At 61.3% G+C, this 25,624-nt stretch carries 20 protein-coding genes; 2 read left to right on the top strand and 18 right to left on the bottom strand.

From position 1 onward, the window contains the following. The coding region (locus Q5H31_RS04360; RefSeq protein WP_302457535.1) for a hypothetical protein at positions 1-1,533 on the top strand (1,533 nt) is incomplete at its 5' end. A gap of 49 nt (positions 1,534-1,582) precedes the next feature. Here the strand turns inward: Q5H31_RS04360 and Q5H31_RS04355 are convergent. The 8 genes from Q5H31_RS04355 to Q5H31_RS04320 all read right to left on the bottom strand — a co-directional run bounded on the left by Q5H31_RS04355 (position 1,583) and on the right by Q5H31_RS04320 (position 11,698). Next, positions 1,583-2,074, bottom strand: a complete 492-nt coding sequence (locus Q5H31_RS04355; RefSeq protein ID WP_007052625.1) for a type II toxin-antitoxin system VapC family toxin — start codon at positions 2,072-2,074, stop codon at positions 1,583-1,585. Continuing rightward, positions 2,071-2,463, bottom strand: a complete 393-nt coding sequence (locus Q5H31_RS04350) for a type II toxin-antitoxin system RelB/DinJ family antitoxin (RefSeq protein ID WP_013410773.1) — start codon at positions 2,461-2,463, stop codon at positions 2,071-2,073. The genes Q5H31_RS04355 and Q5H31_RS04350 overlap by 4 nt, the downstream gene beginning before the upstream one ends. 145 nt (positions 2,464-2,608) lie before the next feature. After that, positions 2,609-5,308 (bottom strand): aconitate hydratase AcnA, encoded by a 2,700-nt coding sequence (gene acnA / locus Q5H31_RS04345; RefSeq protein WP_114555089.1) that lies wholly within the window; start codon positions 5,306-5,308, stop codon positions 2,609-2,611. 117 nt (positions 5,309-5,425) lie between these two features. Next, positions 5,426-8,014: a cation-translocating P-type ATPase gene (locus Q5H31_RS04340; protein ID WP_100985104.1), complete on the bottom strand. Its 2,589-nt coding sequence runs from the start codon at positions 8,012-8,014 to the stop codon at positions 5,426-5,428. Positions 8,015-8,104: 90 nt separating this feature from the next. Then, the gene (locus tag Q5H31_RS04335; protein WP_007055252.1) at positions 8,105-8,800 is read right to left on the bottom strand and encodes a hypothetical protein; all 696 of its coding nucleotides are present in this window, start codon (positions 8,798-8,800) and stop codon (positions 8,105-8,107) included. Positions 8,801-8,811: 11 nt separating this feature from the next. After that, complete coding sequence (locus Q5H31_RS04330) at positions 8,812-10,080, bottom strand: class I SAM-dependent RNA methyltransferase (RefSeq protein WP_161519689.1); 1,269 nt, start codon at positions 10,078-10,080, stop codon at positions 8,812-8,814. Beyond that, the gene (locus Q5H31_RS04325; protein WP_008783114.1) at positions 10,070-10,828 is read right to left on the bottom strand and encodes a DUF3159 domain-containing protein; all 759 of its coding nucleotides are present in this window, start codon (positions 10,826-10,828) and stop codon (positions 10,070-10,072) included. Before Q5H31_RS04325 ends, Q5H31_RS04330 begins: the two co-directional genes overlap by 11 nt. Before the next feature lie 15 nt (positions 10,829-10,843). After that, positions 10,844-11,698, bottom strand: coding sequence for a DUF3710 domain-containing protein (locus tag Q5H31_RS04320; RefSeq protein ID WP_302457534.1), 855 nt, complete (start codon positions 11,696-11,698; stop codon positions 10,844-10,846). 124 nt (positions 11,699-11,822) lie between these two features. On the opposite strand from Q5H31_RS04320, the gene Q5H31_RS04315 reads away from it, so the two are divergent. Further along, positions 11,823-12,683, top strand: a complete 861-nt coding sequence (locus Q5H31_RS04315) for an exodeoxyribonuclease III (protein ID WP_302457533.1) — start codon at positions 11,823-11,825, stop codon at positions 12,681-12,683. Positions 12,684-12,992: 309 nt separating this feature from the next. On the opposite strand, the gene Q5H31_RS04310 is transcribed toward Q5H31_RS04315, so the two are convergent. The 10 genes from Q5H31_RS04310 to typA all read right to left on the bottom strand — a co-directional run bounded on the left by Q5H31_RS04310 (position 12,993) and on the right by typA (position 25,339). Next, positions 12,993-15,002: an ABC transporter ATP-binding protein gene (locus tag Q5H31_RS04310; protein ID WP_061870389.1), complete on the bottom strand. Its 2,010-nt coding sequence runs from the start codon at positions 15,000-15,002 to the stop codon at positions 12,993-12,995. Positions 15,003-15,024: 22 nt separating this feature from the next. Next, positions 15,025-16,029: an ABC transporter permease gene (locus tag Q5H31_RS04305; protein WP_015713719.1), complete on the bottom strand. Its 1,005-nt coding sequence runs from the start codon at positions 16,027-16,029 to the stop codon at positions 15,025-15,027. A gap of 18 nt (positions 16,030-16,047) precedes the next feature. Further along, on the bottom strand, positions 16,048-16,974 hold the full coding sequence (locus tag Q5H31_RS04300) for an ABC transporter permease (protein WP_007052614.1): 927 nt from the start codon (positions 16,972-16,974) through the stop codon (positions 16,048-16,050). Between the two features lie 300 nt (positions 16,975-17,274). Continuing rightward, positions 17,275-18,915, bottom strand: coding sequence for an ABC transporter substrate-binding protein (locus tag Q5H31_RS04295; RefSeq protein WP_302457532.1), 1,641 nt, complete (start codon positions 18,913-18,915; stop codon positions 17,275-17,277). Positions 18,916-19,166: 251 nt separating this feature from the next. Then, positions 19,167-20,240: a tyrosine recombinase XerC gene (locus tag Q5H31_RS04290; RefSeq protein ID WP_007058617.1), complete on the bottom strand. Its 1,074-nt coding sequence runs from the start codon at positions 20,238-20,240 to the stop codon at positions 19,167-19,169. A 34-nt stretch (positions 20,241-20,274) separates the two neighbouring features. After that, complete coding sequence (locus Q5H31_RS04285; RefSeq protein WP_007052610.1) at positions 20,275-20,532, bottom strand: DUF6725 family protein; 258 nt, start codon at positions 20,530-20,532, stop codon at positions 20,275-20,277. A 211-nt stretch (positions 20,533-20,743) separates the two neighbouring features. Further along, positions 20,744-21,811, bottom strand: coding sequence for a prephenate dehydrogenase/arogenate dehydrogenase family protein (locus Q5H31_RS04280; protein ID WP_011068024.1), 1,068 nt, complete (start codon positions 21,809-21,811; stop codon positions 20,744-20,746). Then, on the bottom strand, positions 21,805-22,782 hold the full coding sequence (locus Q5H31_RS04275) for a prephenate dehydratase domain-containing protein (protein ID WP_008783121.1): 978 nt from the start codon (positions 22,780-22,782) through the stop codon (positions 21,805-21,807). Before Q5H31_RS04275 ends, Q5H31_RS04280 begins: the two co-directional genes overlap by 7 nt. A gap of 79 nt (positions 22,783-22,861) precedes the next feature. After that, positions 22,862-23,308 (bottom strand): alcohol dehydrogenase, encoded by a 447-nt coding sequence (locus Q5H31_RS04270; protein WP_007052607.1) that lies wholly within the window; start codon positions 23,306-23,308, stop codon positions 22,862-22,864. 99 nt (positions 23,309-23,407) lie between these two features. Then, entirely contained in the window at positions 23,408-25,339 is a 1,932-nt protein-coding gene (gene typA / locus Q5H31_RS04265) for a translational GTPase TypA (protein ID WP_007052606.1), read from the bottom strand. Positions 25,340-25,624: the final 285 nt, after the last annotated feature.

Genomic DNA, 25,624 nt, shown 5'->3' with positions numbered 1-25,624 from the left:
GTCATCGTGACCACCGACGATCTCGACGGCGCGCATCGCATCTTCGACGTGATGAACATGCGCGGCCTGCCGCTCACCCCGTCAGACGTGTTCAAGGCGCGCGCCACGGCCAGCCTGTCGACCGCCGAACTTGACGTGTACGCCGCCCGCTGGGATGACATCATTGACCCGCTTGGCGACGATCCGCATGACTGTGAGGAATTCTTCGCCTATCTGCATCTCGTGCTCACGCACAAGCCGGCCACCGACAAGCTCATCGAGGATTTCCTGGCCGACGTGCTGCAACCGTACATCGACAAAGGCACGGTGCCCACGTTCATCAACCAGGTGCTGGCACCCTACGCGATGGCGTGGCGGATTATCGCGCGCCCCAGCGATACCGTACTGCCCGCCGAGGTGCGTAGCCGGCTTGAGGGATTGGACGATTACCGCAGCCACGAGTGGAAGCCCGTGGCCATGTGGGCGTTGGTCAATTCGTATCGCGGGCTGGGCGACGCCGATTTGTCGCCGTTCGTGGTTCGTGCCTCGCGTATCGCCAGAACCACGGCCACGTTGGAATCGTTGGGCGCCCATGACGAGCGTCGGCTGCTGGAAATTCTGACCGCATTGGAACAGGTGACCGGCATCCGCACGCTGAATCGCACTGGAGCGTTGGAGCGGCGCGGTTATGCGAACGCCGCCATCCGTGATCTTGACAAGGGCTATTTGGTCCAGCGCGTGAACGGGTTGCATGTCTCGGACGGCGACCGTGAAGGCGCATTGGTCCGTTTGCATGGCGAGATGCAGGGTGACGGCGATTTGGTCCGTCTGCTGCTGATTCGCGCCAACGAGCAGAAGGCCGGCATGCAGTTGGATCGACCACGCCGGTTCAGTGCGCTGCCGATTATGCCGTTGGATATCGAACGGTCGAAATCGTTTGCGGACTGGCCGCAGGATCAGCATGATTTCTGGATGTACCGACTCGGCAATATGGCGCTGGTGCAGGGCCCTGAGGATCAGTTGGACAGGTTGAGTGAATATCCGGCACGTCGCGACCGCATGCTGTTGCGCGCGGATTCACGTCGTTTCCCGCTGACCAATCAGTTGAAGGATTTCGCTGACTGCACACCTGCCCTGCTGGAGGCGCGGCAGGAAGAGTCGGTCCGACTCATCGTGGAATACTGGGGCATCCGGTATGACAAGGACGCCCGTGATCTGACCAAGCAGAATGTCGATGAGTTGTCGAAGACTTCTCCACGGCCGTCTCATAGTTCGCGGCGCGTCACGATCCGGCAGGTGATTGACGCGGGTCTTCTGGTGCCGGGCGAGCGTCTGGTGTGGGATCGGCCGCGCAAGGGCGAGCGCTGGTTTGCCACGGTCACCGAAAACGGTCGTCTCCGTCTGGATGACGGCTCCGAATATCCGACTCCGACCGCCGCGGCCCGTGCCGCCGCCGGAGGACGTCGCGGCGGCGGTCTGGACGTGTGGAAGCGCACGCGTAACGGCCAGAAGCTCAGTGACATCTGGAAGCAGTTCCGTCTGCAGGCGCAGTAGCCGGCACATCATTGGTGGCTCCCCTCCGTGAGGGGAGCCACACGCTTGTCTATGCCAGCGCCGCCACGATTTCAGCCGGCGTTTTGCAATATTCGGGAAAATGCTTGGCTAGTTTTTTGTCATACGTCACCACATAGGTGGCCCCGGATTGTTGTGCGGCGGCGATAATAAGGTCATCCTCGAAATCGTTATGCGCGTGCCGCAACGACTGCGCCAATTCACATTCCTCCGCGCCAATCGGCACGATTGTCATGAGCTCCTTGAGTTTGCTGATTCCCGACCATGCCACCTCCGGCAATATCAGCTTGGCGGTGGTCGCAACGACCATGGATTCGTCATTCATGAATCGTTCTTTGAATCGTTCCGGGGTGATGTAGAACACGTCCTTCAGCGACAGTGACGCACAGGACAGCTTTACCTCCCGCTCGACGCATCGCTCGAACAGTTTCATGACATCCTTGATGAACCGAGGCGTACAGAGCATGTAATAAATAAGGATATTGGTGTCGCACAAGATCGACACCTGCTTTGACTGCCTCATGACAGACTCCGCTCCTTCTCCAAATAACGCGCATAGTCCGACTGATGCCTGTATTCCTTCAGCCGTTCGTCAGCTATCTCATCGCGGAACTGCTTGTAGGTAAGGCCTTCCATGAGGTCGGTGTCTTCTGAGATCAGTCCGGCCTTGACCAGTTCCTTGTGCACGTATCCGGCACCTTCTCGAATCAGTTTCAGCTTGCGCTGCTTTTCCTCCTCGCGGGCCTGCTCTTCGGCGGTCGTTTCCAAGGCCGGCACTTCCTTGCGGTCGGCGATGTACAACCACAGCGACCGGATTACGTCACTCACCGATACGCCTTTGCCCTTGAGGACTTCTTCGACCTCGTTCTTCAGTTTCGCATCAATGCGAACGTTCATTTGGACCATGGTCATGGCAACCTCCATTCCAAAGATGCTATACAGTATAGCATACTGACGTGCATGAAAAAGGCCGGCATCCGTTGGTGGATACCGACCTTTACTCCCCCCCCAGTCAGCTTCGCTGACAGCTCCCCTCAGAGAGGGGAGCCAGAATAAGTCACTTCATGAGGTTGCGCAGCACGTACTGGAGGATGCCGCCGTTACGGTAGTAGTCGGCCTCACCGGGCGTGTCGATGCGGACCACCGCGTCGAACTCGGTCTTGGAGCCGTCCTCGTGGGTGGCGGTGACGTGGACCGTCTTGGGGGTCACGCCCTCGTTGAGCTTCTCGACGCCGGCGATATCGTAGGTCTCGGTGCCGTTGAGGCCCAGGGACTCATAGGATTCGCCTGCCGGGAACTGCAACGGCAGCACGCCCATGCCAATCAGGTTGGAGCGATGGATGCGCTCGAAGCTTTCGGTGATCACGGCCTTGACGCCGAGCATCACCGTGCCCTTGGCAGCCCAGTCGCGCGAGGAGCCGGTGCCGTATTCCTTGCCGGCGAGCACCACGAGCGGCACCTTGTTGTCGATGTAGTCGCGGGAGGCTTCGAAGATCGTGGTCGGCTTCTTGGCGAGGAAGTCGTAGGTGAAGCCGCCGGGCGTCACCTCCTCGCCCACGGAGGCGAGCAGCTGGTTGCGAAGGCGGATGTTGCCGAACGTACCACGCACCATGATCTCGTGGTTGCCTCGGCGAGAACCGTAGGAGTTGAAGTTCTTCGGCTCCACGCCGCGCTCGGTCAGGTACTTGCCGGCCGGTCCGGAGGCCTTGAACGCGCCTGCCGGGGAGATGTGGTCGGTGGTGACCGAGTCGCCCAGGAGGGCCAGCACGCGGGCGCCGTGGATGTCGGCGACCGGGTCCGGCGTGGCCTTCATGCCGTCGAAGAAGGTCTGCTTGCGCACGTAGGTGGACTTGTCGTTCCACGCGAACAGCTCGCCTTCCGGCACGTCGAGGCCCTTCCAGCGGTGGTCGCCGTCGAACACGGAGGCGTAGTCTTTGAGGAACATCTCGCGGCTCACAGTGCCGTCGACCACGGCGGCGACCTCGGAGTTGGTGGGCCAGATATCCTTCAAGTACACGTCATTGCCGTCCGCGTCGGTGCCGAGCGGTTGGGTTTCGAAGTCGAAGTCCATCGTGCCGGCGAGCGCGTAGGCGATGACCAGCGGCGGGGAGGCCAGATAGTTCATCTTGACGTCTGGGCTGATGCGGCCTTCGAAGTTGCGGTTGCCGGAGAGCACGGCGGTGACGGTCAGGTCGTTGGCGTTGATCGCCTCGGAGATCTCGGGCAGCAGCGGGCCGGAGTTGCCGATGCAGGTGGCGCAGCCGAAGCCGACGAGCTGGTAGCCGAGCGCGTCGAGGTCGTTCTGCAGGCCGGCGGCCTTCAGATAGTCGGCCACGACCTGCGAGCCGGGGGCCAGCGAGGTCTTGACCCAAGGCTTGGGCTTAAGGCCCTTGGCATGTGCGTTGCGGGCGATCAGGCCGGCGGCGATCATCACGGACGGGTTGGAGGTGTTGGTGCATGAGGTGATCGAGGCGATGGCCACGTCGCCGTTTTCGATGTCGAAATCGCCACGGAAGTCGGTGGACACGGCCACCGGATCCTTGACGGTTTTCTCGGTCTCGTAGGCGGGAGCGGTCTTCTCGAACATCTCCTTGGCTTCGGAGAGCAGAATGCGGTCCTGCGGGCGCTTCGGGCCAGCGATGGACGGCACCACGGTACCGAGGTCGAGTTCCTCGTATTCGGAGTACTGCGGTTCCACGTAATCCGGGTCGGAGGCGTCGCCCCACAGCTTGTTGGCCTTGGCGTAGGCTTCGACCAACGCGACCTGTTCTTCGGAGCGGCCGGTCAGGCGCAGGTAGTCGAGCGTGACGTTGTCAATCGGGAAGATGCCGCAGGTGGAGCCGAACTCGGGGCCCATGTTGCCGATGGTGGCGCGGTTGGCCAGCGGCACGGAGGCGATGCCTTCGCCGTAGAATTCCACGAACTTGCCGACCACGCCGTGCTTGCGGAGCATGTCGGTGATGGTCAGGACCACATCGGTGGCGGTAACGCCCTCCGGGATGGAGCCGGTGAGCTTGAAACCGACCACGCGCGGCACGAGCATGGAGATCGGCTGGCCGAGCATGGCGGCCTCGGCCTCGATGCCGCCGACGCCCCAGCCGAGCACGCCCAGACCGTTTTCGGTGGTGGTGTGCGAGTCGGTGCCCACGCAGGAGTCGAGGTAGGCGAGCGTGTTGCCGTTGGCCTCGGCCTTGCTCATGACCACCTTGGCCAAGTATTCGATGTTGACCTGGTGGATAATGCCGGTTCCCGGCGGCACCACGCGGAAGTTCTTGAATGCCTGCTGACCCCAGCGCAGGAACTGGTAGCGTTCACCGTTGCGCTGGTATTCGATGTCCATGTTTTGCTGGACCGCGTCGGCGATGCCGTACTTGTCGATCTGCACGGAATGGTCGATGACCATATCGGACTGGACCTGCGGGTTGATGACCTCCGGGTCGCCGCCGAGGTCCTTGACCGCGTCACGCATGGTGGCGAGGTCCACGATGCAGGGCACGCCGGTGAAGTCCTGCATGATCACGCGGGACGGCGTGAACTGGATTTCGTGGCTGGGTTCGGCGTTCGGATCCCAGTCGAGCAGGGTCTTGACGTGCTCGTCGGTGATGTTGGCACCGTCGATGTTGCGTACCAGATTCTCGACCAGTACCTTCAGCGAGTACGGCAGATGATCGATGCCGTCGAGATTGGCGATGTTGTAGTAATCGAAGTCCTTGCCGGCTGCCTTGAGGGTAGCCAGCTGGTCGTCGCGTAAGGACATGCTTCCTCCGAAATCATGAATCGGCTTATGATGCCGCTGATTATCCGCTACACATGGTACGGGCACGTTACCGAGGCTCTGGCGTGTCGGCTTGAAGTGTGAGACAATTCGCCGCTATTAGATATTGAAACCGTGCTGGCGCAGTAGATTGCCGAATATTCTGCCGACCAGCGGAGCCAGCCATAGACAGATCACGAAAATCATGGCCGCGCCGCCCAACGCAATCAGCGTGGCCACCAACGCAGTGCCGGTAGGCAGAATCAGCGCGAAGAAGTTCGCCACGAACGGGATGAACGCGCCGATGATGCCGGCCGCCGCGAACCCCGCGACCAGCGCACCTCGCCAGCTGTTGAGCGGCCTCGCCACACGGGCCAGCACAAACACGCCCATCAAAAACAGAATAATGGCGCTGGTGGCGCGCAAAGCCGACAGATCGGCGTCATTGTTCACCACATCCCAGCCCATGACGTTCGGCAGGGTCCATGAAGCCAGCAACACCGACAGCGCGGTGGCGATGCCGCCCGGCAGCGCGAACGTGACCACGCGCTTGAGGAATCCCGGAATATAGCGGCGCGTGTTCGGCGCGAGCGCCAGAATGAACGCGGGCATGCCGATGGTGAGAGCGCCGATATACGTGATATGGCGCGGCAGGTATGGGTATGGGATTTGCGTCAGCACTACGCCGAGCGAGATCAGCGCGGAGTACACGGTTTTGACGAGGAACAGGCTGGCCACGCGCTCCATATTGGCCATGACCTGACGGCCTCGCGCCACGACGTCCGGCAGGTGCGAGAACTTCGAATCCACCAGCACCACCTGGGCCACGGCCTTGGTGGCGGGTGCCGCATTGCCCATGGCGATGCCAAGGTCCGCCTCCTTGATGGCGAGCGCGTCGTTGACGCCGTCGCCGGTCATGGCCACCACGTGGTTCTGCGTGTGCAGCGCTTGCACTATGGCCTTCTTCTGGTCGGGCAGCACGCGGCCGAGCACATCGACGTTTTCGAGCACGCGGGCAAGTTCGTTCACGTCCTCAGGCAGTTCGCGCGCGTCCATCGCCACCGGCTCATGGTCGCCGGTGAGTTTCACTCTGCGGGCGATGGCACCCACGGTCACTGGATTGTCGCCGGAAATCACACGACAGCGCACACCCTGCTCACGGAACCAAGCGAGCGTCCGCTCGGCGTCCTCGCGAATCTTCTCAGAGCACAACACCAACGCCATCGGCTCAGCCTTGGGGTCGAGCTGCGGGTCGTCAGATACATTGGCTCCCTCAACTGCTCCCCTCAGTCGCTTTTGGCGACAGCTCCCCTCGGAGAGGGAAGCCAGCTCGCTCTTCTCGGCTCCCCTCTCCGAGGGGAGCTGTCCGCGAAGCGGACTGAGGGGCGCTGTAGACCGCGCAACCAGCAACACACGGTTGCCGTCATTGGCATACTCGTTAACCTGCTGCAACACCGACGAATAGTCACCCTCAAGCGCAGAAATAATAACCTCCGGCGCTCCCATGTACCAGGTCTCGCCGGATTTACGCACCGCACTCCATTTGCGCGCCGAAGAGAACGGGATACGAGACTCAACCGCACCTGCCCCATATCCTTGGGCCTTAAGCCCGGCGAGTACGGCTTGGCCGGTGCCGTTGGGCTGCTCTTCGTTGCAGCAGTCGTAGAGAGACTGCGTGGCTGCCTGTTCCGCAGTCGCATTGGCGGAGCCGAGCATCACGAGCCGGTTGAAGGCGATGCCGCCATCGGTGATCGTGCCGGTTTTATCGAGGTTCAGCGCGTCCACGCGAGCCAGTGTCTCCACGGATTCAAGCTCCTGCACCAGCGTATTGTGACGGGCGAGACGCATGGCGGCCACCGCGAAGTTCAGCGAAGTCAGCAGCACCAAGCCTTCGGGAATCATGCCTACTACGCCGGCGACCGCGGAAACCACGGCTTGCCGCCATTCGCCGGTGGAGAGTGCCGTGCCCCAACCGCCGACCGTATGAATCTGCGAAAGAATCAGCAGAATGCACAGCGGTACCACGAGGAAGGTCATGAATTTCAGAATCGTGTTGATGCCCTTGTTCAGGTCGGACACGGTTTTCTTGTATACCTTGGCCTGCGCGGTGAGCGTGGCGGCGTAGGAATGGCTGCCGACCGCATTGACCTTGACCAATGCCATGCCGGAGACCGCGGTGGCGCCGGAATACACCTGCTCCCCCACCTTGTGGCGCACGGTGCGAGATTCGCCGGTGAGCATGGATTCGTCGAGTTCCAGTCCCCAGGTCTGGATGATCTGCCCGTCGGCCGGCACCTGTTCGCCGGCACGGATCCACAGCAGGTCGTCGAGCACGATCTCGTTGTGGGGCACCTCCACGTCCCTGCCGTCACGATGCACGAGGAATTCGGAGGCCACAAGGATGGAAAGCTTATCCAACGTGCGCTTGGCCCTGAGTTCGGTGACGATGCCGATGCCCGTGTTGATGATGATGACGAAACCGAACACCGCGTCCCTCCAGGAACCGGTGATCAGCACCAGTACCATCGCGGCGAAGATGATGCCGTTGAACAGCGTGAACACGTTGGCTCGCACGATATCTTGAACCGAACGCGAGGTGGATGTTTTCACCGCATTCGATTGGCCACTTTCGATACGTTGCACCACTTCTTTGGAGGTAAGACCGGTTGCTCCGATCTCAGGCATTTCCACGGCTGTTGTTGCACTCATATTCCCCAGCCTACCGCGTCTTGTTCCGCAATCCGCTAAGGCTCAGGGATGATTCAGGGTGCTTTCTCAGCTTCAAGGGCCTGATTCGGCTCAGGAAACGGTGACTTTGATCTCGCGTTCGTGGGGTTCGTCGCGCGTGATGGTGAGCACGGCGTCAGTAATAGTCATTGGCTTGGTATCGGCAGTGTCGCCAGAATCGGCACTGTTGGTGTTGAGGTGAAGGATGACGGCGTACAGCAGTTCATCTTCGGGCGCATGCTTTGGATCAATGAGAGCGACTGGAATACCGGCTTCACGCGCATTGGTCAACGTCTGGTTCCAGCTCTCCCGGTTGGCGTCGGTAACGTCGATGCCGCTGATAACCACGATTTTGACCGCGCGAGCTACGAAATCGGCAACACCCTGCTGTGCGGTGGCCGCATTCTTGTCGACGCCAGTATGAGCATCCATACTATCGGCACCGTTTTCGCTGGTAGTGCCGGCGTCAGAAGATTCGGTTTCACCGGATACACCATCAGTTGCGTTTGCCGAGCTTGCGGATGTTTCGAGCGAGGCATAGTAGACATTGAGTTTGTCATCAGACAGCGCATTGATGACGAACTCGTCTGCGGCGGTGTCAGTCGACCCCACAAAGCCGACTGTGACATCCGTGGGATGTGTGGAATCGTGGGCGACTTCCGGCATGCTGTCTTGGGTATCGCCGACCGCCCTACCGGCCGGCGTGCAGGCGGCCAGGGACAACACAGCCGCCATGCAGGCCAGCAATCCGAGAATTCGTCGTGTCATATGCTCACCTGTCAGCGGGTAAACAGGGCCACCGTCTCAACATGGTGGGTCATCGGGTAGATGTCGAAGGCACGGATGTCTTTGAGCTCGTAGCCTTCGCCGATGAGTGTCGCGGTGTCGCGTGCGAGGCTGGTGGGATCACAGGCGATGTAGACCACGCTGGATGCGCCGGCCGCGGCAATCTGGCAGCAGACCTTGGCACGAGCACCGGCACGCGGCGGATCAAGCACTACGACATTCGGCTTGGCCAGATGCGCCGGCACATGGTCCAGCGTGCGCGAGACATCACCCGCGCGGGCGTCCACGTCGTTCAGGTTCATGGCACGCAGGTTGCGCTGGGCGTTCTTGACGGCCACACGCGCGCCTTCAACGCTGAGCATGCGGGTGCGTTCACCGGTCATTGTGGCCAGCGGCAGGGTGAACAGGCCGGAACCGGAATACAGATCCCAGATTACGGCGTCCGCCGCTGACTGCAGCTGCCCGTTGACCAGATTGATCACGTGCGTACCAAGGGCAATCGGCGCTTGGCGATGCACTTGCCAGAACCCGTTGGCGTCAACCTGATAGTCGAAGGTCGTGCCGTTGATGGTCACCTGTTCGGTGAGCAGCTGGGAGCCGGCGCGCAGTTCGCCGTCCACAAGTACGGCGTAATTGTCGTCTGCTGCCGCGGTATCGACGATCTCGCCGCGCGGTTCGGGCACGGAAAGACGAATCTGGGAGCCGGGTTCAAAGCCGCCTTCCCACACGTGTTCGCGCTTGGCGACGTCCAGCAGCGTACGCGTGGCAAGCGGCATGGTGTCGATGGCCACGCGGTTGTGTGTGCCGCGCCGGCGCATGGATGGCATGCCGTTGTCGTCGGCAATCATTTCGATGCGGGTACGCCAATTGAGGCCGCCGGCTGCCTTGTCGCCGGGCATGCGCTCGATGGGAACGGCCACGTCGATATGGCCGAGTCGGCTCATCTGTTCGGAGACGGTGATGGCCTTCCACTTGAGCTGGCCGGGCAAAGAGACGTGCACGAGATCCGCGCCGCCCACTCCCCCGCCCATCGCCAAGGGACCGGCAAGTGGCCATGCCGGGGTGACTCGGTCTTCGGACGGCTCGAGAACCTCGACGACTTCGCCGGTCCAGAACCGGTCGTCCCGGTCGTGGGGCTCGTCAAGCTCGACTCGCACGAGTTCGTCGGGCAAGGCGAAGCGGACGAACACCACACGACCGTCGATATGGGCCACACAGCGGCCTTGGTCGGCGTATCGTTCGATACGAACTTCAGCTTGCATCATCGTCCTTTCCGGTTGCGCTCGGTTCGAGTTCGGCATCAACAGCGACTTCAGTCTGTATCTTCCTAGCCGCGACCTTATGCCGGTGCATCGGCGTGGCAATAATGAGGTAACTCACCCAAATCGCCAATGCCCAGAACGGAATGCCCATGAGCAGGCGGGTCACGCCGAGTGCAGCTACATGGTTGGTCAGATACAGCGGCACCTGCACCACCAGCCGCAGCAGGAACAGACCGACCCACAGGCCGGTGACAATCATATAGGCGCGTTTCAGGGCCTTGTCGTCCATCCAGTCATGGAACCATGCCTTGAAATGCTCGGTGGGCAGGCTACGGATGAATTCGACGACCAAACCCAGTCCGGGCACGCGCGCAATCAGCGACACGGCAAGCAACGCGGCATAGCCAGCATTGGTAATGAATCCGAAGATGTAGTAATTGCGGGCCTCATGAGTCTGCCATGCCCAAATCAGGCAGATGCCTACCGCCACCAGACCAGAGACCGCGCCCATTACCGACTGGCGCTGAATCAGTCGCACAATAACCTGCAATACCGCCAACACGGCCGAAACCGCAATGGTGAGATTCAGATTGCTCGTGGCCACGAACAGTACGACGAACACCACGCCAGGCAGCATGGATTCGATGACGCCACGCGGGCCACCGATGGCGTCGATGACGGAGAAATCCTCGCCTTCATTGCCGGCGTCGGCTAGAGCGGACAGGCCGGTGCGTTTGTTGTCTGCCAAGTCTCTTCCTATAAATCAGCGAACTTCGGAGAACATCGGGCCGCGAGACAGCGTGGTCTTCACTTCGGTCTGCTGGTCCTGGCTCAACGGGCCCTTCGGCTTGTTGTCCGGAATGTCCTTGAAGTGTTCCTTGCCGTTCGCCTCGCCGGCTTCGGCCGCGGCCTTGGCGGCCTTACGCTCAGCGGGGGCGACCGGCGGATGCATCGGGATCAGATCGCGCGGCGCCAAAGGCTCCTCACCACGCTCGACGACGATGCCGGCGAAGAACTTGTTCAGCGCCTCGGTCTCCGGGCTGTCCGGATCGATAGCAGCCTTGCCGGAGAAGATGCCACGCAGCATCCAGCGCGGGCCGTCCACACCAACGATGCGCGTGTTCACGGTCTTGCCGCCCTTGACATTGACCGGCAGCTTCAGTTCGGTGCCGAACACACCGTCCACTTCAGAAGCGGCCTTGTTGGCTTCAAGCAGGTCACCGCGAACGTCATCCCACAGTCCCAGGGTCTTGGGTGCGGCAAAGGCTTCGATCTCCAGGCTGGAGGAGCCGAAGGTGATGGTGGAACCAAGCACTTGCTGGGTGGCGCGGTTGGCCTTGATACGCAGCTGGATGCCCTGGAGGAAGGGCAGGTAGTAGGCGCCCAGATCCAGATAATCGTCATAATCGGGCACGTCCTCATCGTTGACGTCCCACGGGCCTCGCTCTTCGCCGCGGCCCTGGTATTCGTCGGCCGGCTCGGCGAGCACGGTCTCCGCGCTCTCGGCCTTTGCGGCAGCGTTCGCTTCTGCGGCAGCCACCTTGTCTTCATCGACAGGCTCAACGGCCGGCTCGGCTTCCTTCTTGCTCTTCTTCTTGCCGAATCCGAACAGTCCCATAATTCCTCGTTTCATGTAACGGTTGCAACCTTGCTAACACTAGCACTCAGGCTTAGAGAAAGCTGAGCATCGCGGCCGCCGGTGTCCGGTTCGATTCGTAGGGAGGCCACAATAGTATGGCCGCATGACCATCACCATTACCACGTCTAACGTCAACGGCATTCGTGCGGCCAAGCGCAAGGGCATCGAGGATTGGGCCGGCAAGCATGCGCCGGATGTCTGGTGCATACAGGAGGTTCGCGCGCCTCAGAACGATGTCGATTCTATTTTCGATGAATTTGGTTTCGAATACGCCACCGCCGGCAAAATCGACGCGCCGGCCGACCTCCATGCCATGAACGAGGTCTGCCGGGTGAAAGGCCGCGCGGGAGTCGGGCTGCTCACCGACTTGGAAGTGCTTGACAAGCGATATGGTCTGCCAGGTCTGAGCGAGGATGTGGATTCGGGGCGTTGGATCGAAACCGATGTCAAAACGCCTGAGGGCTATACGATCACCGTGGCATCCGTGTACATACATGCCGGCAACACCGATGATCCGACCAAAATGGAACAGAAGTATCGTTTTCTGGACACTATGCTGGCCCGCATGGGCGCGCTTCGTGATGAAGCCGCACATGGCGGCAAGCAGGCTGTATTATGCGGCGATTTCAACATCGCGCACACGCCGCTTGATATCAAGAACGCCAAGGCCAATGAGAAGCACGCCGGATTTCTGCTCGAAGAACGTGCCTACGTGGACAAATGGCTGGACGAATACGAGTTCGTGGATGTGATGCGTTCGTTGGCCGGTGATATTCAGGGGCCGTACACATGGTGGAGCCAACGAGGGCGCGCCTTCGACAACAATGTCGGCTGGAGAATCGACTACCAGTTCGCCACGCCCGAGCTGGCGGAGACCGCACGCGGATTCGTCATCGACAAGGCTCCCACGTATGACAAACGCTGGTCCGATCACGCCCCACTCACGATCACATACGAGGTATGACGTATTCCGTGGGACAACATCCGAAAATCGACGATTTTCGCGGGTCGTCCCACGCCCCACAGCATGAGTAATTATCGACCACACTAAGAATGGCGTAATTCCGGGCTTCGTGAGAAATCTGCTGTGGGACAACACTCATGTCTATCGATTGATGTTGATGTTGTCCCACAAATTGTGGGACAACATCGGGAAAACACCGATTTTTGCGTTTTCGTCCCACGCGAACCATCATGCAAACCTGCACATACGAATATTGGGTTCTTTCCACGGATGGAAAGAACCCAATACAATGCGCTCAAACGCAGATTATCAGTCCAGACCAAGCTGGAGCTTGCCGCCGGGGATGGCGTCGAGCAGGTCTCGGGTGTACTGCTTCTGCGGGTGGTCGAAGACCTCGTCGGTGGTGGCATGCTCCACGAGCTTGCCGTGCTGCATCACCACAACCTCGTCGGCGATCTGACGAACCACGGCCAGATCGTGGGTGATGAACAGGTAGCTCAGGCCCTTTTCGGCCTGCAGATCGTTGAGCAGGCGCAACACCTGGTCCTGCACCAGCACGTCCAAAGCGGACACGGCCTCATCGCACACGATGACGTCCGGGTCCAGAGCCATGGCTCGTGCGATGGCGATGCGCTGGCGCTGGCCACCAGAGAGCTCGTTCGGGTAACGGCCCATCACGGAAGCCGGCATCTCGACCATGTCCAGCAGTTCCTTGACACGGTTGGCACGCCACTTCTTGTCGCCGATCTTGTGGATGCGCAGCGGCTCCTCAATGGAACGGAAGATGGAGTACATCGGGTCGAGCGAACCGTAGGGGTTCTGGAACACCGGCTGCACGTGGCGGCGGAAGCCCAGAAGGTCCTTGGACTTGAACGTGGAGGTGTCGCGACCTTCATAGAACACTTTGCCGGAGGTGGGCTTCAGGAGGTGAAGCACCATGTTCGCCACGGTGGACTTGCCGGAACCGGATTCGCCCACAATGGCCAGTGTGGTGCCACGCTTGACGGAGAAGGACACGTCATCGACGGCCTTGAACATCTCCTTCTTGCGGGGCAGCTTGAATTCCTTGGTCAAGTGGTCGACGGTGATGATGTGCTCGCTCTTCTCAAGCGTGCTTTCGCCGGCGATGTGGTGATCGAGCAGGGCGTCCGCGTTCTCACCGCGCTCCTTGGCGGAGATGATGCGCTGGGAGGCCAGCGACGGGGCGGCGGCCACGAGTCGCTTGGTGTACGGGTGCTGCGGGTGCTGGAGCACTTCCAGGGACGGTCCGGATTCGACGACCTGACCCTTGTACATCACGACAATGTGCTGGGCGCGCTCGGCAGCAAGGCCCAGATCGTGGGTGATGAACAGCACGGCGGTGCCCAACGAGTCGGTGAGCATGTGCAGGTGGTCGAGGATGCGCTTCTGCACGGTCACGTCGAGGGCGGAGGTCGGCTCGTCGGCGATCAGCAGGTCAGGGCGGCAGGCCAGACCGATGGCGATGAGCGCACGCTGGCGCATACCACCGGAGAACTCGTGCGGAAACTGACGGGCACGGGTAGCGGCGTCGGGCAGACCGGCCTCGGACAGCAGACCCGCGATACGGTCATCCATTGTGGAGCCGATGACGTACTTCTTGGCGAGGTACCAGGCCTGATCGTCGGCCACGCCGGCCTTGATGAGGTCGTCGGCCACGCGCCAACGGGTTTCGGAGCCCGGAACCCATTCGTTGGTGAAGCGGGCGACGGCCTTGTCGAAGGCCTCGCCGGACACGCCGGCTTCGGTCAAAGCCTTCTTGGCCTCGGTCATGAGCTCGGGCAGTTCCTTGGCACCGAGGAAGGTCTCGTCGTCGTTGCCCTTGACTTCGACCTCGTCGCCGGCCAGGGCCTTGGCGAGGGCGGAGCGCTTCTCATGGTCCACGTCCATGTTGTTGGCCTTCAGTGCTTCCTTGACCTGGGTGCCGATGCGCCACACCGGGTTGAGGTTGCTCATCGGGTCCTGCGGCACGAGGCCCATCCTGGTGCCGCGCAGCTTGTCGAACTCGCTCTGCTTGGCGCCGGCGATTTCCTCGCCGTCAAGCTTGATGGAGCCGTTGACCACGTGACCGGTGCCGGGCAGCAGGCCCAGCACAGCCATGGCGGAGGTGGATTTGCCGGAGCCGGATTCGCCCACGATGGCCACCCACTGGCCGGGGTAGACGGTGAAGTTGGCGTCGCGCACCGCATGCACCGGCTTGCCGGTGTCAGTGGTGAAGTCGATGGCCAGATCCTTGACCTCGAGCAGCGGACCATGCTCTTTCTGCATAGCCAGCATCTTGGCGTTGGTGTTGTCAGTCATAATGATTCTCCACTCCCCTCACTCAGGCCGTACGGCTCTTCGGGTCGAGGGCGTCCTTGACGGCGTCGCCCATCATGATGAACGCAAGCACGGTGATGGCCAGTGCGGCGGACGGGTAGAACAGCACCATCGGATCGGTCTGCAGGTTGGTCTGTGCGCTGGAGATATCGCCACCCCAGCTCACCGTGGTGGTCGGCAGACCGACGCCAAGGAAGCTTAGGGTTGCTTCGGCCACGATGTAGGAGGCCAGCGAAGTGGTGGCGATGACGATGATCGGGGCCAAGGAGTTCGGCAGGATATGGCGGAACAGATTCCTGGCAGGCGTGGAGCCGAGGGCCGTGGAGGCGGTGTTGAATTCGAGGTTCTTCGATTCCAGCACGGCGCTTCGGGCGATACGGCATACGCCGACCCAGCCGAAGAGCGTCAACACCAGCACGATCTTCCAGATGGACTTGGAGGTCTTGAACATCTGAAGCACCACGATGGCGCCGAGCAGCATAGGCAGCGCGAAGAAGATGTCGGTGATACGGCTCAGCACCGCGTCGACCCAACCGCCGAAGAAGCCGGCGACGGCACCGATCAGGGTACCGACAATCACGACCAGCAGCGTGGAGAGCACGCCGACGGACAGTGAGGTACGGGTGCCGTAGACCACGCGGGTGTACACGTCGCAGCCCTGCAGGTCGTAGCCGAAGGGGTGTCCGGCGGAGGCGGGGCTCAAGGAGTTGCCCAGATCGCAGGCGTTCGGATCCTGCTTGGTGAACAGACCGGGGGCGATGGCCACCACGATGATGAACAGGATCAGCAAGCCGGAGATGATGAACAACGGGTTGCGGCGCAGGGTTCGCCATGCGTCGGCCCACATGCTGGTGGCCGGTGCGGATTCGTCGACGGAATCGACGTCCTGCAACGGGGTCTCGTCGAGAGGAGCTACGTAACGGTCCTGACCGGGCAGGGTTTCCATGAAGTATTCGGTTCCTGGCTCGCCGGTCTGGTTGAGCTCGTTTTCAGTGGTTTCGTTTGCCATGTGACTCACTCCTCCCTATCACGCGTAACGGATACGCGGATCGAGGGCCGCGTACAGCATGTCGACAACGAGGTTGCACACTACGAAAATCAGCATGAGCAACGTGACGATGGACACCACCAGGTTTGCCTCGCCCTTCAGAATGGACTGGTAGGTGAGGAAGCCGATGCCGTGGATGTTGAAGATCTGCTCGGTGATCATGGCACCACCCATCAGGGCACCGATGTCCTGGCCGAGGTAGGTGACGACTGGAATCAGGGAGTTACGCAGCACGTGGCGCAGCATGACCTGACCGTTCGACATGCCCTTGGCGCGTGCGGTGCGCACGTAATCCTCGGCGATGTTGGAGGAGATTTCGGAGCGGGTCAGTCGGATGATATAGGCCATCGACACCGAACCGAGCACCATGGCCGGCATGAGCAGATCAAGGAAGCCGGGGTCGGCGCCTGCCGTCACCGGCAATATCGCCCACTGAATACCAAAGACATATTGCATGACGAAGCCGGTGACGAAGGTCGGCACGGAAATAAGCAGCAGAGAGACGATCAGGATAACGGTGTCGTACCACTTGCCCTTCTTGAGGCCCGAGATAATGCCGAAGACCACACCGAAAATCGCCTCGAACACGAACGCCATCAAGCCGAGCCTGATGGTGACCGGGAAGGCGCGGGTGATTTCGTCGAGAACGGGCTGGCCGGCGAAGGTATCGCCGAAGTTCAGGGTCAGTGCATTCTTCAGGTAGATGAAGTACTGAACGATGAACGGCTGGTCGAGATGGTATTCTGCGCGGATCTGGGCTGCGACGGCCTCATTGACAGGCTTGTCTCCGAACATGGCCTTGACGGGGTCGCCCGGCAGGGCGAATACAAGGGCATATACCAGAAGAGTCGTACCGAGAACCACGGGAATCATCTGCAGAATGCGTCGCAGAAGATACTTACCCATACGGTTGCTCCTTATTTCCTAGACCGGCCAGAAAGGGTATAGTACGCCCCCGCCGGTCGATAAATACTCCGACAGTTTACCGCATGCCCGGACTGTGATATGTAAATTTGCGTTAACGCAAGGTTTGAGATTGGGCAATGCTGGTGGATATGTCCATGGTTGCGGTCGGATAGTGGATCCTTTAACTTGGTTCCCGATGGCGTGAGCAAGCACCCCGCACACAACAAAAAGGGCGGGGATCTTGCGATCCTCGCCCTTTATTTCCGAACTACCTAGCGGTATCCGTTCAGTGAGTCAGACTCACTTCTTGGACATCTCGGTGTAGGTCGGGAGGTTCTGCCAATCGAAGGCGTAGCCGGACTTCACGTTGAGGGAAGCCACACCGGAGGCGTTGGAGTAGTACAGCGGGATGGCCGGAAGGTCGTTGAGGAGGATTTCCTCAGCCTGCTGGTACAGCTTGTTGGCGTCATCAGTGCTGGAAGCGGCAGCAGCCTGCTTGCACAGGTCATCGAAGGCCGGGCTCTTGTAGTCACCATCGTTGGAGCCGTTGCCATCAGCAGCAGCGGTGGAGTACAGCTGCCACAGGTAGTTCTCGGCGGACGGGTAGTCAGGCTGCCAGCCGGTACGGAAGGCGCCCTTCATCTGACGGTTGGTGACCGCGTCACGGAATTCCTGGAAGGTCGGGATCGGGTTGGTGGCCGCGTCGATGCCCAAGTTGTTCTTGAGCTGGTTCACGACGGCGTCGTAAAGCGGCTTGGCACCACCATCGGCGTTGTAGGAGAAGGTGAGCTGGCCGTCGTACTTGGAGATGGCGTCAGCCTTGGCCCACAGTTCCTTGGCCTTGGAGGCGTTGAACTTCAGGTTGTCGGCACCCTTGAGGGAGTCGGAGTAGCCCGGGGTCTTCGGGGAGGTGAACTCGGTGGCGGCGGTGGCGTTGCCGTTGAGCACCTTGTCGATGAGCTGGTCACGGTTGATGGCCATGGAGATGGCCTGACGACGCAGCTGGCCTTCCTCGTCGTTCTTGAAGTGGTCAAGGGAGGACGGGATGGTGAAGGTCTGGATGACGGAGCCGGCCTCGGAGTAAGCCTGGACCTTCTTGTCGGTCTTGAAGGTCTTGGTGAAGGCGGCCGGGACGGACTCCATCACGTCGAGGTTGCCGGCCTGAATGTCGCGGTAGGCGGCGGAGTCGTCGGTGTAGACCTTGAAGGTCACGCCATCGTTCTTGACGTCCTCGTTGCCCTTGTAGTCGGGGTTCTTGACGAGGGCGATTTCCTTGTTGTGGTCCCACTTGGAGAACTTGTACGGGCCGTTGCCCACAGGAGCCTCGCCGAAGGCCTTCGGGTCCTTGTAGAAGGACTCAGGCAGCGGGGCGAAGGCCGAGTAGCCGACCTTAATCGGGAACACGGAGTCGGACTGGTTCAGGTCGACGGTGAAGGTGGTGTCGTCCACGACCTTGAGGCCGGAGAGCTGCTCGTCACCCTTCAGACCATCAGCCTGGAGCCCATCGTAGCCCTTGATGGTGGAGAAGAAGGAGGAGCACTTCTGGGCGTTCTTGACGTTGGCCACGTAGGACCAGGCCTTGGTGAAGGACTCAGCGGTCACCGGAGTGCCGTCGGTGAACTTCCAGCCGGACTTGATCTTGATGGTGTACTGGGTGGCGTCATCATTCGGGGTGATGGACTCGGCCACTTCGTTGGAAGCCTTGCCGTCCTTGTCGAAGGAGACCAGACGGGAGAACAGCAGGTCGCCCGGCTTGCCGCCGCCGGTTTCGTTGGTGTTGCCCGGGATCAGCGGATTCTGCGGTTCGGAGTTGTACGCAGTGATGATGTTGGAGCCAGCGGTGTCACCGGAGGCAGCGTTGCTGTTGGAACCGCCGCAGGCGCTCAGCAGCATGGCCACGGAGCAAGCCATGGCAGCGAAAGCAAGAGCTTTCTTCTTCATATGATTTCTCCTATTCATTAGGTTGCGAAGCGTTTCAGCCTCGCCTCATGCGAACGGGGTCGGATTTCCTCATCGTCGGGACACTTACGCTTCCCGCCGCTTCGGACGCCCAACCCCGTTGCTGTTACCTGTCATTTTTGCGCACTTGGGAGACAAGCAGCGTATTTTTGTTACACCCATGTAAAATTCGGGGGCTTTTACCGGCTAGGTTCGGTCTTTGCTAAGTTTGTTAACCAATGCCCACATAGTGGTCATGCCCGGGGAAAGGCCTGTCCGTAACGGTTCTTGAGCTGCTCGATGGAGACGTGCGTATAGCGTTGTGTAGTTTTCAAGGAGGAATGCCCGAGCATCTCCTGCACCTCCCTCAGATCGGCACCGCCGTCCAGCATGTGCGTGGCCGCCGAATGGCGCAACGCATGGGGGCTGATGTCCGGTACGCCGGCCTCTCGGGCCGCTCTGTGTACGATGTCACGGGCTATGCGTTGGTCGATACGGCCGCCTCGTGCGCCGAGGAACAGGGCGTTGGTAGCACGGGACTTGGCTGCATCCGTTGCCGTACGGGCCAGTACAGGCCGCCCTTGTTCAAGCCAAGTCTCCAGCGCACGCTGGGCGGGCAGTCCGAACGGCACCACGCGTTGCTTGTTGCCTTTGCCGGTGACTTTGATGGTGCGATTGGAGAAGTCGACGTCAACGATATCCATCGACACCAGTTCGGCGACACGGATGCCGGTGGCATACAGTAGTTCGAGAATCGCGGCGTTGCGCTGCGATTCGGCGACGACTCGGGCGCTGTCGCGCTTGTCTGCACGGGCGGGTGCCTCGTTGCGGTTTACGGTGTCGGCTGACTTATCAGCTGTCTTGCCGACTGCCTTGCCGCTGCCACTGCCGGACGCGGCTGCCGCTCCCCCATCGCCCTTGTACTGGTTTGTTGCAACGGCCTGTTCGGCGACATCCAATAACTGCTCAGCTTGAGATTCGGTGAGCACCGCGGGCAGCGTGCTGGGAATCGAGGGAGTCATCAGTGTGGCGGCCGGGTCGGTGTTGGTCACCCCATGCTCATAGGCCCACGCGAAGAACCCGCGCACGGCCACGGTTTTGCGGGCCATGCTGCTGCGGGCGTGATCGCGCGATTCCACCGCCATCCAGCTACGCAGATCATCCAGCGTGATCTCGTTCAGATCGGTCACGCCGCGCAGCTCGAACAGGTGCAGACATGCCGTGAGATCCGCGCGATACGCTTTGAGCGTATTCGCTGACAGGCCGCGGTTGGACTTCAGATAGGAGACGAAGGAGTCGATATCGCCGTCGAACTGCGTAGATGACACTCTCGTTCTCCTCCGAATTCTTTATGGCCTTGGGTTACGGCCGGGGTGGCGTGTTGCGCCGCTCCGGCACGGGTTTCAATGTGGCAATCTGTTCCTGATGGATGGTCACGTTCTGGGCCGGGCGCGAACCATTGGCGGCGGCGTCACGCACCATCTCCAACGTGTATCCGTCCCAGGAAACCACGTGACCCACATAGTCGCGGAACTTCATACGGTGGTCGACCGGGTCAATGCCGTCGGTGATGCGCACCACCACGCGGGCACCGGCCGGAATCTGCCTTGGTAACGTCATACGTCATCATCCCCCTTAACCATTCGCCGCATCAACTTCGATGCGTTTCCCGAAAAACGGTACAGACTACCTTACTCCTTTGAGCCTTTCGAACAGCGGAGCCACACGGTCTTCTCACGAAAACAAGCGGGAACTTCATCCCCCTCGCGCGGCCTTCTTCGTGACAGGCGGCGAGGGGAACCTGCGCACGGGCCTACATGGCGGTACGCAGTTACATGGCGGGGCGCAGTTGGATGATGGCCTGACGTGGATGGACGAAGCCGGTGATGGCTTCTCCTCGGCGTGCGGAGAACAGCAGGGTCTGCTGCCAGCCGGCTTCGGGGACGGCGAGCTCGCGTTCCGGGAATCCGGCGGCAGTTGTGCCGGCTTGCGGCGCAGCGGTGGCCGTACCGTCTTGTGCAGCGGTGATGCCGGCATGTGTCACGGCGGCCTTGTACCGGCGGAAGGGGTCGCCTTCGGCGAAGAATCCCATCACATCCTGCTCGCCGGCGGCACCAGCGTGCAGTTGGTCGGCCATATCGGTCAGACGTGCCGCCATGCGGCGCAGCAGCGCTTCGACGTTCAGCGAGTCTTCCTCGACCATCGCGCGCGTGCGGTCCGGGTCGGTCAGGGACACGCGGGTCATGTCCCTCCAGCAGCCGGCGGCCAGCGCGGCGGCGATGTTGCGGTCCGGGTTGGCGACCAGTTCGTTGATCAGCGCGGTGGACACCACATGCGGCATGTGGGAGATCATCGCCGCGGCCTTGTCATGCGTTTCGTCGTCCACGACGATGACGCGGTTGCCGACGTCCTTGGTGATCATCGCGGCGACGTCGAGGAAGCGGCGGTAGTCCGTGGACTCGTCCACGGTGATGGCCCATAGGGCACCGTCGTACAGATGCGGGTCGGCGGCCTGCCAGCCGGACAGTTCGTTGCCGGCCATCGGATGGGCGCCGACGTAGCACTTCCCCAGCCCGGCAGCCTTGACCTGATCGCGGACCATGCCCTTGACCGAGCCCACGTCGGTGAGCGTGGTGTTCGGATGGTCGCCCATGAGCGGGGCCAGGGCGGCGAGGATTGCGGGCATCGCCTTGAGCGGATTGCACAGCACGACCACATCCGGCTCGGCATCCATGAGTTCGGAGAGCGTGCTCTTGCAGAAAATGCCATCGGCTTCGGCCTGGGCGTAGGGGTGCGGGCGATGGTTCCACGCGACGACGCGCACGCCGCGCTCGGTCAGGCGGCGTGCGAGCGAGCCGCCGATCAATCCGAGTCCGACGATTCCGACTGTATCTACCACAGCAGTTCCTTCCTTGCTTCCTCGGTGTACTGCCAGCCTTCCGGCGCGCGATTGGTGATGTGGACGCCGCCCTCGGGCAGCATCCAGGCGTCGACCGGCGGGTTCGGGCGTTCGCGGCGTGGGTAGACGGCCAGGGTTTTTGCCCAGTCGCCGTGTCCGGCGATCTCTTCCAGTGCGGTGCGGAATCTCGGCTCCCAGGGGGCGGCGTCAAGGGTGGCGATGAAGCTGTAGGTTCCGTCGTGGCCTTTGATCGGGCGCGAGATGAAGCTGGTCATGTTCAGTCCCGCATCGCGCAGGACGTCCAGCAGGTCGGCGAGTACGCCGGGGCCGGTGACCAGCGGGATGAAGGTGATGATGGTTTCGAAGTCGCCGGCGTCATTGCTGTGGGCGCGGGCGTTGAGTTCCTGGACCACATCACGCGGGGCGATGACAAGGAATTCGGTGTGCGCGCCATCGAAATCCTGCACATGTTCGGCGAGGGTGTCGAGATCGTAGAGTTCGCCGCAGATGCTGGGGCCGAGCGCCACGCGGCCGGGCTTCAGGTCGCGGCAGGCGGCGGCGTTGGAGGATGCGGGTTCGGGCTGCAAATGGTGTTCGGCGATGAACCGGGTGCATTGGGCCAGACCGTGCGGGTGGGCGCTGACGGGGTTGCCGGTGCAGTCGTAGATGCTGTGGCCGCGCACGGTGAAGGCGTTGAAGGCCACGTCCACACTGATCCGGGCGAAGCCGGCCGCGTTGGGGGCGTCGATCAGCGCGTCGAGATTCGGGACCACATAGCCTTCGACGTTGTTTTCCCATGCGATGACGCCCCAGCCTTGGCGCGACTGTACGGCCTGCATGATCGCGGGCACGTCGGGCAGAGCGATGAGGTCGAAGTCGCCGAGTGTGGCGAACTGGTCGGCGGCCGTCATTGCCGCCTGATGGGTGAAGGTGCCCTCCGGGCCCAAGTAAAACAGTTTCATGCGTGCCATAAAGTTCTATGGTAGCGGCCGTAATCCCCTACGCCCGCCGATACGCGACGCATTCCCGGAAATGTGCCGCCATATATAGTTACGCGCGCGATTCAGAATGAGTGGGAATAACGAACCAGCGGGCGGGAAGAATGAGCAGGACGACTTGGACCAGTATCAGGCCGTACAGCCAGATGTAGCCGGCATGTTGGGAGAAGAACGGCATGTCGCCTTGGAATCCGGCGACGATGAGCGCTTTGCCGGATGTGGTGGTCAGCGCCATGCCCCATGCGGTCAGTGAGGAGGCGATGAGGTGCAGGGCCAGTCCGACCGCGCCCATGCGCGAACGGGCGCACCATGTCGATAGGCCGATCAGCAGAAACGCCAGCACCAGACCATACGGAATATTCAGTTCCGCACCCATACGGTGGGCGAACGTGCCCACAAAGGCGGAAGCCACGCCCGCCGCAATCGTGATCAACGATTTGACCAGCGCGTTCTGGCGATACGACCACGGACGCAATTCAGTAGTGCTCTTCACAGTCATGCGTTTCAGTATAGGTGGGGATATGACTTGGTGAGGAATAAACTTAGCTCCCCTCAGAGAGGGGAGCTAGAGAGAATGGTCGGCTACAGCCGCACCAAATCACTTACCCTGCTGGGCGGCATTCTGGCGGCGCTGCTTGGCGCGCCACTTGTACCAGTCCTCACGGCCGAGGATGATCTTGCGCACGCGGATGGACTCCGGGGTGACTTCCACGCACTCGTCCTCGTTGGCGAAGTCCAGGGACTCCTCAAGGCTCATCTTGATCGGCGGGGTCAGGGTTTCGAGCACGTCAGCGGTGGAGGAACGCATGTTGGTCATGTGCTTGGCCAGCGTGATGTTCACGTCCAGCTCGTCGGGCTTGTTGTTCACACCCACGACCTGGCCTTCATACACCGGGGACTGCGGTTCGACGAAGAAGTTGCCACGGGCCTGCAGACGCTGCATGGCGTACGGGGTGGCGATACCCTTGCGATCGGAAACCATGGAACCGTTCTGGCGAATGGTGATGGCGCCAGCCCACGGCGCGTAGCCGGCAGAGATGGAGGAGGAGATGCCGGTGCCACGAGTGGCGGAAAGCAGCGCGGTGCGGAAGCCGATCAGACCACGGGACGGCACGGTGAACTGCAGACGGACCCAGCCGGAGCCGTGGTTGGTCATGCCATCCATACGGCCCTTACGGTCGGCCATGAGCTGGGTGACGGTACCCATGTACTCTTCCGGCACGTCGATGGTGGTGTTTTCCATCGGCTCGTTGATCACGCCGTCGATCTTCTTGGTGACCACCTGCGGACGGCCGACGGTCAGCTCGTAGCCTTCGCGGCGCATCTGCTCGGCAAGCACGGCCAGCGCCAGCTCGCCACGGCCCTGGACTTCCCAAGCGTCGGGACGGTCGGTGGGCAGCACCTTGATGGACACGTTACCGATGAGCTCGCGGTCCAGACGGTCCTTGATCATGCGGGCGGTGAGCTTGTGGTCCTTGCCCTCGGTGCCGGCCAGCGGGGAGTCGTTGGTGCCGAAGGTCATGGAGATGGCCGGATCGTCCACATGGATGAGCGGCAGCGGCTTCGGGTCGTTGGGGTCGACGATGGTCTCGCCGATCATGATGTCGTTAACGCCGGCAACGGCCACGATGTCGCCGGGGCCTGCGGATTCGACCGGGATACGCTCGAGGCCCTGGGTGCGCAGCAGTTCGGAGACGCGGAAGTTCTCGAGGGAGCCGTCCACACGGGACAGGCCGTAGGTCTTGCCCTTCTCAAGGGTGCCGTTGTAGATACGGACCAGACCGAGTCGGCCGAGGAAGTCGGAGGAGTCGATGTTGGCCACGTGAGCCTGCAGCGGGGCGCCCTCCTCGTATTCGGGGGCCGGGATGGTGGAGATGATGGTTTCGAACAGCGGCTCGAGGTTGTCGTTGTCCGGCAGGCCACCGTCGGCGGGCTGGTTCACGGAGGCGTAGCCGGCCTTGGCGGCGCAGTAGATGACCGGCATTTCAAGCAGCTGGTCAAGGTCCAGGTCGATGCCCTCGTGCTGCACGTCGTCGGCCAGGCCGAGCAGCAGGTCGGAGGTTTCGCCGACGACCTCTTCGATACGGGCGTCGGGGCGGTCGACCTTGTTCACGCACAGGATGACCGGCAGCTTGGCTTCGAGGGCCTTGCGCAGCACGAAGCGGGTCTGCGGCAGCGGGCCTTCGGAGGCGTCCACGAGCAGCACGACGCCGTCAACCATGGAGATGCCGCGCTCGACCTCGCCGCCGAAATCGGCGTGGCCGGGGGTGTCGATGATGTTGAGGGTGATGCCCTCCGGGTGGCCGTACTTGGCGGCCAGCGGACCGGTGTATTCCACGGCCGTGTTCTTGGCGAGGATGGTGATGCCCTTCTCGCGTTCCAGATCGTTGGAATCCATTACACGATCCGGCACTTCCTCACGCTCGGAAAACACGTGCGACTGCTGAAGCATGGCATTGACCAGGGTGGTCTTGCCGTGATCGACGTGAGCCACAATCGCCACATTACGGATATCTCCACGAACCGCCATCGAAACCTCTCTTAATACTGATTCTTTTGCGTAATCGTTCGGTACTTGCGTTCTCGAGTACTTAAGTACTTACTCTGAGGTGTTTATTCATACCTACACACAAACCGTCACGATGGTACTCGCACACCTTGACTATGTCGGAACATAGAAAAGCACCTCACAACGGCAGAACTCCCGCGTCTCGACGAACCCCTCGCGGGATTTCTGCCGTTTTTACGGCCTTCAAACGGCAGAACCCCCGCGTCCCTTTCGCCGGGACGCGGGGGTTCTGCCGGTAATCAGGCA

The organism is uncultured Bifidobacterium sp. (assembly GCF_959020155.1).
Classification (GTDB): domain Bacteria; phylum Actinomycetota; class Actinomycetes; order Actinomycetales; family Bifidobacteriaceae; genus Bifidobacterium.
Note: the sequence above shows the minus strand (reverse complement) of the source record. Positions and strands in the feature narration are given on the sequence as shown.